This window comes from Sphingobacterium sp. LZ7M1, from assembly GCF_024296865.1.
In the GTDB taxonomy this organism is placed as follows: domain Bacteria; phylum Bacteroidota; class Bacteroidia; order Sphingobacteriales; family Sphingobacteriaceae; genus Sphingobacterium.
The window spans coordinates 4,438,065-4,452,181 of sequence record NZ_CP101134.1 but is presented as its reverse complement, the minus strand read 5'-3'; the positions used below and the strand labels follow the sequence as shown (position 1 = coordinate 4,452,181).

The following is a 14,117-nucleotide window of genomic DNA, read 5'->3' as shown; positions in this document are numbered from 1 at the left end:
AATTTTTTAAAAATCATTCCATACATCAGGTGGTGGTTGTAGTAACTTCTTTTTTTTGGCCAAGTAAGTTGAAATCGAAGCGGATAATCCTAACATCAATTCCGCTTCTTCATAAGACGGTTCTCTTTGTTCACGCAGATGCCTACCTTGTTCCGAAGAAAACCCCCATATTTTCTCTACACTGGTATCAATTGTAGGGGGCACTATTTCACGATTTCTTTTGATGAGCTCACCTAATGTGATTTTGTTGTTCCCAACCACATCCCTCGAAACACATTCTAAACATGCTACTCCATGTTGAATCGCACCCGTAATGTCAGGTTCTGGTCTTCTCGAAAGATCATTAATCGCTTCCCTGATTTCATTCTGGGCAGTATGTAGCTTGACATCTCCTAAATCTTTAACAACCTTTTCCAAATCATTTTCAAATAATTCGTCTCCACGAAATTCTATACGACCATTTTCCAACTTCCAACCTATCCCATTCGTTTTAAAATAATCATTGATTTCTTCTGCAAATTCTGGTCTATTAATAGGGGTTAATACGTGATAGAATCTTTCGATAATATCATAGACAAAAAACCATTCACAATTTTCAAGCAATTCATATATTTCATTGCTTACGTTTGGTTCTCCCCAATTATGTTGTGTGTCAGGAGCCACCCTTAACACTCGGCAAACAATCGCTCGAACTTCATTTGGTGACATCCGTAAATCAAACAGAAGTTGCGGGATAAATTGTCTCAATCCTATAGGTGCATCCTCTCTAATAATGATTTCTTTTTCAGCAGAAGAATGTCCATTACGCTTTGAAAATCTTTCCATAAATCAAATTATCATATATTAACAAAGATAATAAACCAATAAAACTTTGCCTAAACGAGATTTGACTCTTGCATATCCTATCGTGTGTGGATAATATTAAGAGTCAATGCGATAGCGAATTCTTATCTTTGTTTAAGACAATAAAAACATAAAGTGGAACATATATTTAGATGGTTTTTACCTACTTCCATACGTAGTAACCAAAAATATTTTGAATTTGATATTACAAAATACTGTAAAACCTTTTTTAGTAACGATCTATATTTCGAAAGAGAAATACATTTTAATAGAAGCTACCAATTTGATCGTTTGTTAGTAGAAAAGTTCAGTAATATTACGATTAAGATTTATCCGTTCACAAGTGCTCCTATGAGCAACACTAATGAAGCTGAATCAATAGTAGAAAAAGAAATAGGAGCATTTGGAGATTATCAACATATCGTGTCGAGAGGGAATCTAAGGAGGATGCAGGGATTGATTATAGTCCAAATGTCTTTGAATGCCGATATTTCTTATTCTCCCAATCTAAAATTAGAGGAGGAATATGATATAGAGAAAATATTCAGTTGGAACGATGAGTTTGAAAATTTAAAGTCAGCTATTATTTCCGTTGCCAATGATATTTGCGCATTTTTTTTATTAGGTCTACATCTTACTTATCCTACTCATTCCACTTATCACGAGTCTACGCCACCACAATCGAGCGGATTACTTTCGTTTACACATGAGGGAGGGAGATATATAATGGATGAACATTCAGATATAATGTCATATCCAATTTTGCTGGAAGAAAAGAGGCTCGATATTCTTGCAACAAATTTGGGTTTGATTGCTCAAGTTTGGCATAAAAATATATGGTCTTTCCACCGTTTCTTAAAAGCAGTACAATCAAATTATATTACTATTGATAGCTTTTTAGACTTAGTTTTTGCCTTGGAAAGTTTTTTTGACAAAAACACATCTACGGAAATGATGCGGTTAGTTACCTCGATTATCATTGCAAATAACAGGCAAGACACACAAAAAATTGACCAACTTCTTCTTAACAGCTTTCGAATACGAAATGAAGTAGCACATGGTGGTTTGCATTATAGGCTTTATGATTATATGCCCGGGAAGACAAAGGAGAAAAAGAAAATGATTTTGGAATCTTTCTGGGAATTGAAAAATCTAAATATTGCACTAATTAGTTATGGGATACGGAAGCTAATAGCCGATAAGAATCCTATTCCACCGTCTTCTATCAGATTTGGTGTCAATGACATACTCAACAAACTTTTTTAACAAGAATTATGAATCCGAAAGAAATACATATTAAAATCGAAGATGGAACTTATGGGTTCGACCTAAAGCAAAAGATATATGTTTATCGAAACACTAACCCCAGTCAAAGCAATATCTTAGACTTAATCTTGAAACTTTTGAGAGTTGATTTACTGGATTTCGATACCAAAAAGTTAAAAAGTGATTTTAACGACGGAGAACTATCCACATTAAAATCTATCGACATAAACATAATTGAAAATAAAGAAGTTATTGCCAGATGGTTGGATGTACTATTAACACTGGATAAAAAATACCTAAAAGAAAATATCAAATTAGTAAGAACATCTTACGCGGATATTTATCATACTAATGGCGATTATATCTACCTAATGCGTTCAGTTGCCTTAGTAAGATATGCGAAGAAAATCTTTGAGCAAGACAGCGATGTTTTATTTGAAGAAGCGAAAAAAGCTGTAATAAATCCAAAAACTGCGTACTTACAAAAGAGGCTTTTAATTGAAATGGTTGGGGCATTCGGACTAACCAAATGCCAAAAGGAATTTTCTCAAAAATTGAATGAACAGATTTCTGATTTTTATAAAAATCATGATTTCGATGCCGTACGCATTTCGATTGAAACACTCCATTCCATCAAATCTTTGAGTGCCCATGAATGTCGAATTAAGTTAGCAGAAAGTTATGAACTTGAAGCAGATCACCAAGTGTCAAATAAACAACCCAACACATTTTATCCCACAATCTCACAGAATTATCTTAAAGGTCTTAGGTTGCTTACGTCTATTCCAAGCTGTGAAGAATTACGAAAAAGGTTAGAAAAAAAGGTTGCAGAAGAACAACAAGAGGATTTTAAAATGGTTCAGACGGTAGGTGTAAATCTTTTTCAAGACATTGATTTTCAAGAGCTCCGTGTCGCTTTGGCTGAATTAGAAATAAATAGTTTTAACGATGGTTATCGTGAGTTACTGAATATTCCAATTATTCCGCAGGAATTGATTGAAAAACAGGTTCCAAATGTATTTGATTCAAATAGTTTTTTGGCAACTGCATTTCCTCAACAAGTTAAAGTCAATAATAAAGGCGCACACGTAGCAACTCAAAGCGTCGAAGAAGGCCACGCTAATTTCGTGCGAACGATTTACAGAGAAAGAATTTTGGCATTTATCCATGCAATAAAAAATAAAATGGATGTCTATGATGAAGTTACTGAATCGTTCATAGACGAGCTCTTGAATAGAATAGCAAGCCCTTTTATTCCAGACAGCCGCAAATACCTCTATGTCATCGGAATAACCAAAGGGTTTAACAATGACTTTATAACTGCTGCTCATATTCTCATGCCACAAGTTGAAAATAGTCTTAGGCATATCGCCGTGCAAAGTGGAGTTAACGTAACTACTTGGGAAAAAGAAAAACAACATGAAAATTTATTAGGTGGCTGTTTGGAAAAACTCCGACATATTGACAATTCCGATCTTATCGATGAAATGATTAGTTTCTTAGTAGATGGGAATAGCCGTAATTTTAGAAACGACTTGTTACACGGACTCATGGAACCTTTAGAAATTCAAAAATACGGGATGTACTTATGGTGGGTGACATTGAAGCTGGTTGTCCAAACTAAAGTATGGTTTCCTAATTTGAAATAAATAAAGTGAAATCATATTTTTTCTTCTCTTGTAAAAAAGTACTAATATGTCTCCAAACCAAACAAAAACTACAAATAAAAGTAAAATACAAAAGGTATTATCTGCTTTATATCATTTGCCAAAAAAGTCATGGGAATTAGTAAAAATACTTTATTATCGTTTTAGGTATTTTATTTTTAATCCTAGAGTCAATGAACTTATCTCTATCGACTTTAGACTATTAAGTTTATTAGTTCTTTTTGTAATCATCATATTTTTCGTTTTTTATCAAGAGCCTTTGTATATAGGTATGCCTAACCTTGAAACGCAAGTTTACATTACCGAAAATACGCTTCGTACTGTCAGTATTTTTGTGGGTATTGTGTTTTCCTTTATTATACTGTCTTTTAATATTTTTTATAAGTATTTTGGACGGTTCACCTTTATCAAATTTTTCACAAATCGCTATATAAAATTCATATTCACTTTGTTTGTTAGTGATATGATCTTACTTATATACACTTGTAGCTATTTGAAAGAGGGGGCATCTCGTACTTCTTATGGAGATGCTTTCTTTTTATTTTCATTAGCAATTTCTTTATTATTGGTTGTGTCTATCATTCCTACACTTGTTTTGCTGCTACGTTCATCCCAAAGCCGTAACAATATTCAGTCACTTATTAAGCAATTTAACATGGATTGGTCACTAAGCTATCATATCCACGTGCTTTGGCGACAAGGTAATAGGAATGAACATTATCATCGTGATCCAATTACGCTCCTTATAGAAATAGGAACATCAGCTATTAAGGAGTTTGATAGAACAACCCTACTTGAAATTAAAAGTGGTTGTTTGGAACACTTCCAAAAAATGTTCGCAGATTATAAACAAAACAAAGAATTACATCCAATCATCTTTTATGATAAGATAGATGATTTGATACGCAATCTTTTTTCTATTGCTATTAAGGAACGTAATGACGTCGCTGCTCTTTTAATGGTAAATCTCTGTAAAGAGGTTGAGGAATTTTATGTGAAAAATTTTAAAGACTTTAATGTACATAACTTGGATGAACATCTATATGATGGCATAAGGTTTAAAGTCGTTTTGGAGCAATTCTTATCAAAAAGTCTTCAATCTAATGAAGATACTGTCAGTCAAAGAATTATACAAAATTTACGTGAATGGTGGTGTGAGACTATCATTAAAGTCTATTTGCCCGCCATAAATTACGATTATCCCAAAGGAGAACGTTTCCCGAATGATAAAACTTCTTTTTTTCTAAGTACTGCTTACTATGACTTTGCAAAGATATTTGATCAAATTGCTACATATAAGAAATACTTTTTGTACCAAGAGATATCCAATTTTTACACTACGACAAACCTGTCGATTATTGACTCAAAAAATACACGGAATACTAAAGTCTATTTGCTACAGCTTAACTGCCCATCGGCCTTAAAATCTTTTGAAAAGTTTGCCCCTAAATTAGACGTAGAAATCGCTTGGGAATTTTATCCTTTTTCTACAGCAACCACCTACGAAATTGACAGAATTCAAAGCCAGATACCTTTTCAAATTGAAATGAAAGGATTCGATTATCTATATAGAATTAGTAAACTCAATGCTTATGTAATCAATGAAATTAAAGCAATTGCTTACCATGCTATGAAAAATTTTGATAAGAACCCTGCTGCAAAAAACATCCTCTTGAGTATTATAGAGAAATTCGACTACATAAGAACTTTAATCCCTAAAAATGCTACTGACCAACAACAAGAAGTCTACTTGTTGCTTGAACGTTATATGGGTTATATCCAAGAATGGATGCCAGAATATAAAATAGAAGATAAAGAAGTTGTGAAGACCATTAGATATGCATTAAAAAGGTTTGTTTTTAAAAAGAGATTTAATGTCAATCTTGAAAGCAAAGGCTATCTTATTAAGGATGTACGGTAGTCGTTCGGATTTGTAATGTTCAAAAGAATAAAAACCGTTACAAATGTGTTACGAAGAAAAATTTCACGGTTCCAAAAATAGTTCATATATTGCTTCTGCAAGTCGGAAACGACGATTTTGCACCGTGTAAAGAGGTACAGGCCGAAAGACTCATAATCTTCTGGTTCCCAGTTTGGACTCATAAAATTGAAAGTTGTTTTTCTGAATAATAAAAATGACTTTTATCGATTCTATTCGCACTATTGAATCCTCCCCCTTTACTTTCAGAACTTTCCGAGACGGCTTGTCCTCAAAAATTAAACGGATTCAATAATACTTAGATTTATTATGTTCACGTCGGGAAAACTTTTATGCCACAAATTTTGCAGTAAAAAAAACTCACGAATTAAATAAAAAATCACTTCTTAGAAGGTAAGGTTGAAAAACAATTTAAAAGCTACCACAAGGAAATAAGAGACCTTAGTGAAAAATTTGCCCATTTTAACGTGAGTTACGCTTAACTATATTTGAAAAAATTCGTCACAAATACGTCACAGCACAAATTTTGAATATTGAAAAAATGTTCATAAAATGCTATAGCAAGCAGGAAACAAACATTTGTGCCCTTGTTGATGAATGCAGACCTATAGACTCAAAATCTGTGGGTCCATGATAAACAACATTGCCAAAATTGCACTTGCTTTCGATTCCTGTTGAATGTTGTATTAAAAGATGGTGAAAACGGCACAAAAACATTCACGGAAAAAAAGTAGAAAATAAACAGTATATATCTCGAAAACTCACGAATCAACTCATACAATTTTTTGACCCAAAGTGTCTTCCATTTTTTAACATTTTTCTCTATACGGCCTAGTTTTATGATCATGGCAAAATAAAATTGCATTTATTATTTTTTTGTTTCATTATAGTATCGTAATATTGCAATATAATAATTTAAAAATGGGAGCAACAAAGACAGATCATTTTACGGACCGCCAAAACCAGATTGCGGTTATTGCTAAAGCATTGGGCCATCCTGCAAGGGTTGCTATTATAGAATATCTGCTAAAAGTCAATACCTGTATCACCGGAGATATTGTCAATGAGCTGCCACTAGCACAGCCAACCGTATCACAGCATTTGAGAGAATTAAAAAATGCGGGATTAATACAAGGGAGCATTGAGGGAACATCTGTATGCTACTGTATTGACGAAAATACATTCAATATATTGAAAGAGTATTTTTCAAAAATAATTTCTACAGTAACCAATCAAAAATGTTGTTAATGATGGAAACTGCTTTCATTGTATCTTCGGTATTACTGATCAGCTATTCATTATTGGCAGTATTTGATGGTGTATTTTTGCATCTTTACAAATATCGCCTCTATGAACATAAGGAAAGCCGTTTTGAACATCTTATTCATACGATGCGGGCCTTTTTATTTACAGGTATACTTGTCTCTTTATTTATAAATATCGAAAACAACAACCTGTTTGTATTCGGATGCCTTTTGATTGTTGCGGATATCATTACATTGCTGTTGGATGCTTATGTGGAAAAAGACAGCAGACAATTTATGGGTGGACTTCCCCGTTGGGAATATATTATCCATCTGCTGGTGAACGGCTTACATTTTGCCGCTATTGCCATATTTTTAGTGATCAAACTCAATTTTCAATCTAGCGGTATATCGTTAGTAAATAAGTTTAGCCATAGCGCAGGCTATGATACTTTCCAAATTATAGCTAAAAATCTACTGCCGGGAGCGATTATCATAAGCCTCTTACATGTGCTGCTTTACATTCCCAGATTCAGTAAGTATTTTAGCTTTTACAGCTAAAGTGCTGTTAAAAAATTTGCTTGAATTTATCGCAATATTGCATTATAACTATAAATATAAAACAATGAAATTATCAGAAATCAAAGAAATCCTTCCAACATTGAAGAATGTTGAATTTCAATTAGAAAACGGAACATTTGTACCAGAGCATTTCCATGTGACCGAAGTCGGCCAGATCAATAAAAGATTCATTGACTGTGGTGGTGTAATACGTGATGAAAAGGCCGTGAACTTTCAGCTATGGAACGCCGATGATTATGAACACCGATTAAAACCCGGAAAATTATTACATATTATCAGCCTTTCGGAGGAAAAATTAGGCATGGAAGATGCCGAGATCGAAGTGGAATATCAAAGTGACACAATTGGGAAATATGATCTGGAATTCAATGGCAGAACTTTTATATTGAAAAGTAAGACTACTGCCTGTCTTGCACAGGATGCATGCGGGATACCTTCCGAAAAGCAAAAGATAAATCTTTCTGTAGTTACAGGTACTGAAAATAATTCGTGTACACCGGGTGGAGGATGTTGCTAATTCGCTGTAGAATGTCAGATGTCTTTTAAATAACATGTATTAAAGCTAAATCAATGGATGAGATCTTTGATGTTATTGTTATTGGCGGAGGCCAAAGTGCGCTAGCATGTGGATATTATCTAAGGCGGGCAAAACTGAAATATCTTATACTGGATAAACAGGATATTTCGGGTGGTGCCTGGCTCCATAGCTGGGATAGCCTGACCCTATTTTCTCCAGCAGATTACAGCTCTTTACCGGGATGGCTGATGCCAAAATCTGAGCATCGGTTTCCGCTCAGACAAGAAGCAATTGACTATTTGCGTAAGTACGAAGAGCATTATCAACTGAATGTGAGGAGGGGTGTTGAAGTTGTTGAAATTAAAAAGGATGGGATTGTTTTTAAGGTCCTTACCCATCAGGGGGCTTTAAAAGCTAAAACAGTTATTTCGGCAACTGGGACATGGGGCAATCCGGCTATTCCAAAGCTAGCAGGAATAGAAGATTTTAAGGGGCTTCAAATTCATTCAGGAAAGTATAAAAATCCAAAAGACTTTACTGGACTGAAAACGCTGGTGGTAGGCGAAGGTAACTCCGGTGCCCAGATTGTCGCAGAGGTCTCAAAAGTTACCGCTGTAAAGTGGTCAACCAAAAAGGAACCTGAATTTTTGCCTGATGAAGTAGACGGATATTATCTGTTTAACGTAGCCTCGGCGCGATACAAGGCCGAAAAAGAAGGCAAACCCTTCGATGCATCGCAGTATAATCTAGGAAATATCGTCATGGTTCCATCTGTTAAAGAGGCCCAAAGCAGAGGCGTATTAGTGTCAAGCGGCACATTCGATAAGTTATATGATAAGGGGGTGATTTGGCATAGTGGGGACAAGGAGGAATTTGATGCTATTATTTGGTGTACAGGATTCGGTTATGATACTTCTTATCTGAAATCATTGATACACATAGACGAAAAGGGCGTTGCAAAGACCAGTGAAAGTAAATCATTAGAAATGCCCGGATTGTGGCTCGTCGGATACGGCAATTGGACCGGTTATGCATCCGCCACAATCATAGGTGTAAATAAAACAGCAAAACAAACAATACTTGAGATTGAAGAATTTTTAAAAAATAGTAACTAATATAATATGAAAATTGCATTATTCAGCGATATACACGCCAATTTACCCGCTTTGGAAGCTTTCTTTGAAGATGTCGGTAAAAGAAATCCAGATAGTATCTATTGTTTGGGTGACCTGGTAGGTTACAATATATGGCCAAACGAAGTGATTAACGAAATCCGTAAGCGGAAAATTCCAACCATTGCAGGAAATTACGACTTCGGTATCGGACGTATGAGCAATGAATGTGGCTGTGCCTATAAAACCAATAGTGAAAAAGACAATGGCAATATCTCCATTTCTTTTACAAATTCTATCATGAAGGACAATGAACGTGCCTATTTGCGCACGCTCCCTGCACATATCAAAGTTGAGTTTCAATTAAATGAAGATAAGCTCAATTTGCTTTTGGTGCACGGCAGCCCAAGGAAGATCAATGAATATCTTTTTGAAGACCGTGAAGAAAAAAGTATGCTCAGGATTATGGAGCAGGCTGATGCAGATATCATGTGTTTCGGGCATACGCACAAACCTTACCATCGCATTTTAAATTCTGGATCCGAAGACCCGGCTCATTTTCGTCATGCGGTCAATATCGGTTCCGTTGGGAAGCCTAAGGATAACGATGTGAGGGGAGCTTACGTCATGCTGACAATCAATGAAAATAGTTCTGTGCTGAACAAAGAAAGCATCGGTGTCGAGTTTATACGATTTGATTATGACATTGAAAAAGCAGCAAAGGCGGTAGAAGAAAGCCCCCTGCCTAATGAATATGCAGAAAATCTAAGAAGAGGCTATTAATTTTAAATCATAAAAATGAACCATAAAATTATAACGACCATTGAATCCATTTCAACAAATAGTATTTCAGAAGAAAGAAAAACAGTTTTACAGCCATTGGCAGACTACATATAGAGGAAGGTAAGAGAAAACCAGACAATTCGCTTAAATTTCATCTGTACGCATAACAGCCGCCGTAGCCATTTATCACAGATCTGGGCTCAGACAATGGCCTATCATTTTGGGATTACTAATGTGTTTTGCTATTCAGGTGGTACTGAGGCAACTGCAATGTTCCCCAAAGTTGCAGAAACATTGAGCGATCAGGGGTTTCAGATTCAAAAGCTCAGCGGAACAGAAAATCCTGTCTATGCAATTAAATATGCCGAAAATGAGACCGCGGTTATCTGCTTTTCCAAAGAGTATAACAGCGAATTTAATCCTAAAAATGAATTCGGTGCCATCATGACCTGTAACAATGCAGATGAAGGCTGTCCTTTGGTTTTTGGAGCTGAGGCAAGATTCCCGATAAAATACGATGATCCCAAAGCCTCGGACAATAGCCCACAGCAAACAGAGGTGTATGCGGAAAGAAGCTTGCAGATTTCAGCAGAAATGTTTTATGTTTTTTCACTGGTAAACAAATAGAATGGAAATAACAGCAAGCGGTAAGGAGCATTATTCAAATATCTCCAGAATATACAAAGAAGGCATTGAAACAGGCCATGCCACTTTTGAAACAACTGCCCCAGAGTGGGAAGATTGGGATAAAAGGAAACTAAAACACAGTAGGTTTGCAGCAGTAGTTGATGGTATCATCGTTGGCTGGGCAGCCCTTTCGGCAGTGAGCGGCCATTGCGTTTACGGAGGTGTTACAGAAGTAAGTATTTATGTTTCTAATTCTCATAAAGGAAAAGGCGTCGGAAAGACCTTGATGGCCAGGCTAATTGAAGAAAGCGAAGCTTATGGAATTTGGACGCTTCAAAGCGGAATGTTTCCTGAAAATGAAGCAACAGTAGCGCTTCATCAACGCTTTGGTTTTAGAATTGTCGGTTTCCGTGAGAAAATAGGAAAACTGGGAGATACCTGGCGCGACACGATTATTATGGAAAGAAGAAGTAAAACAATAGGAATAAATTAAAATAGTATGCAGCCAAAATTAAAATTTCTTGACAGATACCTGACCTTATGGATATTTCTTGCTATGGCAGTTGGAGTGGGCTTGGGCTTCTTATTTCCCGGGACTTCAAAAGTTATGGATTCCCTATCCGTAGGTACAACTAACGTTCCGTTAGCTATTGGACTAATCTTAATGATGTACCCCCCACTCGCTAAAGTTGACTATTCTCTTTTACCTACTGCTTTTAGGGATAAAAAAGTAATCAGTATATCATTATTATTAAATTGGGTGATAGGACCAATTTTAATGTTTGTTCTTGCCATTTTGTTTTTAAGAGATGAGCCGGACTATATGATCGGATTAATTCTTATTGGTTTGGCCAGATGTATTGCAATGGTGATTGTATGGAATGATCTCGCTAAAGGAAACCGAGAATACGCAGCCTTATTAGTCGCCTTAAACAGTATCTTTCAGGTATTTACCTATAGCTTCTTTGTATGGTTATTTATCAATGTACTGCCCGGTAAATTAGGACTAGCCAACTTCAATGTCAGTGTTTCAATGACGGACGTCACTGAAAGTGTTCTTATCTATTTGGGTATTCCTTTTCTGGCAGGCTTCCTAAGCAGATATATCTTAGTTAAATCAAAAGGTATAGAATGGTACAATAGAAAATTTGTACCCACAATATCGCCTATAACATTGTACGCTTTATTATTTACGATCGTCTTAATGTTCAGCTTAAAAGGTGAAAAAATAGTGGAGCTTCCGATGGATGTGGTAAAAGTAGCAATTCCACTGGTCATCTATTTTGTCCTAATGTTTTTCGTGAGCTTCTTTGTAAACAGATCAATGAAGGTTCCATATGATAAAAACGCATCCATAGCGTTCACGGCCACAGGAAACAATTTTGAACTGGCAATTGCAGTCGCCATCGCAGTATTTGGTATCAACTCTCCGCAAGCATTTGTTGGCGTTATCGGGCCCTTAGTTGAGGTACCTGTATTGATATTACTTGTAAAGGCCAGTCTTTGGCTAAAGAAACGATACTATGGGTAATGTGAGATCTGGGCAGATAAACACGGAATATTTTTCCACGGCTCAATCCATTTATCAACAAGTTGATATTCGGACCATTGATCGTTTGTTGGAAGAGAATAAGGATGAATTGAGCCAAACAGAATATGAAGTCTTTTCCGCTGTCCGTTTGAGACTACTTAAGGATTTGTATACAAGGATCATTGCCCAGAGACATGAGAACGACAATAATGTCGGGCTGTCAACAAGCCTTGTCTGATAATGAAGTTATTGGTCAATAACATATTTGCATGCCAATTACTTTCTGCTCATCTATATGAATAAAATGGAGGAATATAGGAAGTGACTTTCCCAATCATAAATCCATTAAACAAAAAAACCGTCACAAATACGTCACAGCTACAAATTTTGAATAGTCAAAAATTGTTCATAAATTGCTCTAGCAAGCAGGAAATAAAGATTTTTGACCTTGTTGTTACGTTGGCATCAGGGTTTGCCACCTTACTTTTTAAAAGTTCTTTGGCTTCTGAGCAATAGGCGTCCTCACCATATCCCGTATGTTGCACCAGATTGGTTTCGAGCAATTTCTGTAATATATCGGGATGTGTACCCTCGGCATAGTCATTCTTAAAACTGTACATATGGGGAGTGTTTTAAAGGTAATCCTGTCTTATCGGGCTGAACACGTCCACGACTTCGCCTGCTTCCAAAATCTCAATGGAATGGTCCACATCGGCAGGAATGGAATAGGTGTCGCCCTCTGATAATAGATACTCGTTCCCGTCAAACTTCAATTTGTACTTTCCCGAAACTACATAACCGCTCTGCTCGGTCGGGTGCTTGTGGAACGGTACATTATCAGTTGCTTTGTAAAGCATCTTTGATACCATTGTATCTTTACCGATTGACAGCACGACGAAATCAACGCCTAAAAACTGTCTCGGTACGCCGTTTTCTTTTTTTACCACATTTTTCATATTCCTTGTTTTATTGTTTTATAATTCCATTTCAAAAAGTACAACCTCTACATTTCGATATTGAATGGGTATTCCTGCTTCATTAGGGGTGGTATAATATTCAGCTACTTCAAAACCATAAGACTTGTAATAGTCTGTGAGTTTTGTGTTTTCAGCCCAAGTGTCCATTCGGATAAACTTTAAGCCTTTTTGCAGGGCGTGTTCCTTTGCCCAATTCAGGACTTTCATAAATTGTTTCTGTCCTTTGTAAACGGGATTGACTACAACCCTATGGAGGTAAAGAGCATCGTTTTTGTCTTTCTCACGCCATATCACGGGGTCTGTATATTGCACACTAAAGATGCACAGCACATCATTGCCCGTGGCGATTTTGTAATGGCGACCGCTTTATATATCTTTTTCTATTACGGTTCTGTCCATTTCCTCGCCCCATACCTTATATCCGTCCTGCCCTTGCTGTCCGTTGGCTTTATTGAACAGGTCGATGACCATTTCCCAATCCTGTGCATTGGTATTGATAATTTTGAAATCGGTAATTCGGTCTGTTTTCATTGTTCAAAATTCTATCCGTTATATTATTAACTCACTACGTTTATGGGGGTTTCGTTAATGAACTGTTTCACATTTTCGGCAACCATCATCGTATTGTTGGCTATGGATTGCTGACTTGTAAATGCGATGTGTGGCGAAAGAATTAGATTGTGTCCTACATAGTTGAGAAGTTGAGCATTCTTAAAACTTTCGGCTTCTATCACATCTAACCCTGCACCTGCAATTTCCTTTTGCTCCAATGCTTCCAATAACGCTGTTTCATTTACCAAACCGCCACGTCCGCAGTTAATGAGATAAGCATCCGGTTTCATCATTTCCAATTCGGGATAAGAAATAATGTGCTTGGTTTGTTCATTTAACGGGGCTTGTACTACAATGAAATCACTTTGTTTTATGACATCATCAAATGGGGTGTAACCTTGCCGTATGTCTGTGCTGTGCTTGTGTTCGGCAATCAATACGTCTATGCCTAATGCTTTGCAGACTTCCGCCAAATGT

At 36.3% G+C, this 14,117-nt stretch carries 18 protein-coding genes; 12 read left to right on the top strand and 6 right to left on the bottom strand.

Features of this window, described 5'->3' with window-relative positions; translation table 11 throughout:
- Positions 1 to 6 precede the first annotated feature (6 nt).
- A complete protein-coding gene (locus tag NMK93_RS19070) occupies positions 7 to 825 on the bottom strand; it encodes an AbiJ-NTD4 domain-containing protein (RefSeq protein WP_254526859.1) in 819 nt (272 codons plus the stop codon).
- A gap of 153 nt (positions 826 to 978) precedes the next feature.
- On the opposite strand from NMK93_RS19070, the gene NMK93_RS19065 reads away from it, so the two are divergent.
- The 12 genes from NMK93_RS19065 (at position 979) to NMK93_RS19010 (ending at position 12,349) form a co-directional block, all read left to right on the top strand.
- The gene (locus NMK93_RS19065) at positions 979 to 2,109 is read left to right on the top strand and encodes a HEPN domain-containing protein (RefSeq protein WP_254526860.1); all 1,131 of its coding nucleotides are present in this window, start codon (positions 979 to 981) and stop codon (positions 2,107 to 2,109) included.
- Positions 2,110 to 2,117: 8 nt separating this feature from the next.
- Positions 2,118 to 3,758, top strand: coding sequence for a DUF4209 domain-containing protein (locus NMK93_RS19060; RefSeq protein ID WP_254526861.1), 1,641 nt, complete (start codon positions 2,118 to 2,120; stop codon positions 3,756 to 3,758).
- Between the two features lie 46 nt (positions 3,759 to 3,804).
- Positions 3,805 to 5,697 (top strand): hypothetical protein, encoded by a 1,893-nt coding sequence (locus NMK93_RS19055; protein ID WP_254526862.1) that lies wholly within the window; start codon positions 3,805 to 3,807, stop codon positions 5,695 to 5,697.
- Between the two features lie 939 nt (positions 5,698 to 6,636).
- Complete coding sequence (locus tag NMK93_RS19050; RefSeq protein WP_093099816.1) at positions 6,637 to 6,963, top strand: helix-turn-helix transcriptional regulator; 327 nt, start codon at positions 6,637 to 6,639, stop codon at positions 6,961 to 6,963.
- The gene (locus NMK93_RS19045; protein ID WP_254526863.1) at positions 6,963 to 7,520 is read left to right on the top strand and encodes a hypothetical protein; all 558 of its coding nucleotides are present in this window, start codon (positions 6,963 to 6,965) and stop codon (positions 7,518 to 7,520) included. The genes NMK93_RS19050 and NMK93_RS19045 overlap by 1 nt, the downstream gene beginning before the upstream one ends.
- Positions 7,521 to 7,584: 64 nt before the next feature.
- Positions 7,585 to 8,058 (top strand): DUF6428 family protein, encoded by a 474-nt coding sequence (locus NMK93_RS19040; protein WP_254526864.1) that lies wholly within the window; start codon positions 7,585 to 7,587, stop codon positions 8,056 to 8,058.
- Positions 8,059 to 8,111: 53 nt separating this feature from the next.
- Positions 8,112 to 9,173 (top strand): ArsO family NAD(P)H-dependent flavin-containing monooxygenase, encoded by a 1,062-nt coding sequence (locus NMK93_RS19035; RefSeq protein WP_254526865.1) that lies wholly within the window; start codon positions 8,112 to 8,114, stop codon positions 9,171 to 9,173.
- Positions 9,174 to 9,179: 6 nt separating this feature from the next.
- Positions 9,180 to 9,953 (top strand): metallophosphoesterase, encoded by a 774-nt coding sequence (locus NMK93_RS19030; protein WP_254526866.1) that lies wholly within the window; start codon positions 9,180 to 9,182, stop codon positions 9,951 to 9,953.
- 207 nt (positions 9,954 to 10,160) lie between these two features.
- The gene (locus NMK93_RS19025) at positions 10,161 to 10,580 is read left to right on the top strand and encodes a hypothetical protein (RefSeq protein ID WP_254526867.1); all 420 of its coding nucleotides are present in this window, start codon (positions 10,161 to 10,163) and stop codon (positions 10,578 to 10,580) included.
- 1 nt (position 10,581) lies between these two features.
- Positions 10,582 to 11,073 (top strand): GNAT family N-acetyltransferase, encoded by a 492-nt coding sequence (locus NMK93_RS19020; RefSeq protein ID WP_254526868.1) that lies wholly within the window; start codon positions 10,582 to 10,584, stop codon positions 11,071 to 11,073.
- Positions 11,074 to 11,079: 6 nt separating this feature from the next.
- Entirely contained in the window at positions 11,080 to 12,111 is a 1,032-nt protein-coding gene (gene arsB, locus NMK93_RS19015) for an ACR3 family arsenite efflux transporter (RefSeq protein WP_254526869.1), read from the top strand.
- On the top strand, positions 12,104 to 12,349 hold the full coding sequence (locus tag NMK93_RS19010) for a hypothetical protein (protein WP_254526870.1): 246 nt from the start codon (positions 12,104 to 12,106) through the stop codon (positions 12,347 to 12,349). The genes arsB and NMK93_RS19010 overlap by 8 nt, the downstream gene beginning before the upstream one ends.
- 157 nt (positions 12,350 to 12,506) lie before the next feature.
- On the opposite strand, the gene NMK93_RS19005 is transcribed toward NMK93_RS19010, so the two are convergent.
- The 5 genes from NMK93_RS19005 to NMK93_RS18985 are packed head-to-tail and all read right to left on the bottom strand — an operon-like array spanning position 12,507 to position 14,113.
- Positions 12,507 to 12,731: a hypothetical protein gene (locus NMK93_RS19005; protein WP_254526871.1), complete on the bottom strand. Its 225-nt coding sequence runs from the start codon at positions 12,729 to 12,731 to the stop codon at positions 12,507 to 12,509.
- 12 nt (positions 12,732 to 12,743) lie between these two features.
- Positions 12,744 to 13,067 carry a cupin domain-containing protein gene (locus tag NMK93_RS19000; RefSeq protein ID WP_254526872.1) on the bottom strand — a complete coding sequence of 108 codons (324 nt, stop codon included), beginning with the start codon at positions 13,065 to 13,067 and terminating at the stop codon, positions 12,744 to 12,746.
- 18 nt (positions 13,068 to 13,085) lie between these two features.
- The gene (locus tag NMK93_RS18995) at positions 13,086 to 13,400 is read right to left on the bottom strand and encodes an N-acetyltransferase (RefSeq protein WP_254526873.1); all 315 of its coding nucleotides are present in this window, start codon (positions 13,398 to 13,400) and stop codon (positions 13,086 to 13,088) included.
- 54 nt (positions 13,401 to 13,454) lie between these two features.
- On the bottom strand, positions 13,455 to 13,619 hold the full coding sequence (locus tag NMK93_RS18990; protein ID WP_254526874.1) for a hypothetical protein: 165 nt from the start codon (positions 13,617 to 13,619) through the stop codon (positions 13,455 to 13,457).
- Positions 13,620 to 13,645: 26 nt separating this feature from the next.
- Positions 13,646 to 14,113, bottom strand: coding sequence for a 2-hydroxyacid dehydrogenase (locus NMK93_RS18985; protein WP_254526875.1), 468 nt, complete (start codon positions 14,111 to 14,113; stop codon positions 13,646 to 13,648).
- Positions 14,114 to 14,117: the final 4 nt, after the last annotated feature.